Origin of the sequence: Halorubrum salsamenti, assembly GCF_007671685.1 — an archaeon.
Lineage (GTDB): Archaea > Halobacteriota > Halobacteria > Halobacteriales > Haloferacaceae > Halorubrum > Halorubrum salsamenti.
This window is the reverse complement of sequence record NZ_VCNL01000021.1, coordinates 1-1064: the sequence shown is the minus strand read 5'-3', so window position 1 is coordinate 1064 and position 1064 is coordinate 1. Positions and strand designations below refer to the sequence as shown.

The window sequence follows — 1064 nt, the reverse complement described above, 5'->3', positions numbered from 1 at the left end:
AGAGCGTGTCATAGAATCCAACTCATAGCATCTCACAGCCCGGTTCGTTTCCTCGCTCGTAGTTGGTGATTGCAATGACGAGTCGGAGACACAGTGCAAGGAACACTTCTGTTCGTGCATGGACGCGGCCTCGGGCGCGGACGTGCCCGAGGCCGCAGTCCTTGACTGCGTCGTTGGTTCGTTCCACTCCTGTCCGGTTGTTGTACGTCTCGTCTAAGATGGATTGTTTCAGCTGAACGTCCTCGCTGTGTTCCTCGATTCGGTCTTCGACCCTGTACTCGATATTTTTCGGGTCATCAGTGTTTCGCGGATTGTATGGAGCGATTGGCACGACCCCTGCGGCCAGTAGGTGATCGTGCCAATCAAGGATGTCGTAGGCGCTATCTCCAAGCATCCAGATCGGAGTTTCGACGGCGAGCGCGTCACGTGTGACGCGCATCGCCGTCTCTTTGTCTGCTTGTTTGGCCTGTGTGAATTCCGCCGCAATCGGAATCTTTGACCCGGTTGAGACGATCGTACAGCCGAAGCCGTAGTAGTACTCCTCGGCAGTTGGATCATAGTTCCACGAGGCGGCGTCGTTGTATTGGATCGCCTCGATGTGTGTCGAATCGATAGAGTACGTGGAGTCGAGCAGGCCGCGGGCGGCGGCCTGCTCGATGAGCCTGTTGAAGATATCGTCGATAACGTGTTCGAGATCGGTGAGAAAGCGGTCAACCGTGTCCCTAGACGGCGGTTTGTCGAGTCCACAGTAGTACCAGACGAGGCCGTGCTGGAGTTCTCGTGCAACCGGACGTGTGCCGTAGATATCCTTGTAGTAGCAGTGTAGAAAGCCGCAAAAGAGGGCTGGTGGCTGGTGAACTCGTGTTCGCCCCCGCTTCGAGGGGGCGAACACGTCGTACTCTCTCAGAAACTGGAATTCAAGGTATTCAAACAGCGGTACTGTCTCGGTAGCCGCCGCATTCAAGAAGTCGTCTACCGAAGCTACGTCTTGCAGGGTTGCGCTGGTGTTGGACACACTTTTCGCACCCTGCTGCTTCGTACGTGACGCTTTCTATGACACGCTC

Annotated in this window: 1 protein-coding gene; it reads right to left on the bottom strand. The window is 55.8% G+C overall.

All coding sequences use genetic code 11. The annotated features are described in order from the left end of the window. Positions 1-22 precede the first annotated feature (22 nt). Positions 23-1015, bottom strand: coding sequence for a transposase (locus FGL94_RS18095; RefSeq protein WP_144928157.1), 993 nt, complete (start codon positions 1013-1015; stop codon positions 23-25). Positions 1016-1064 lie beyond the last annotated feature (49 nt).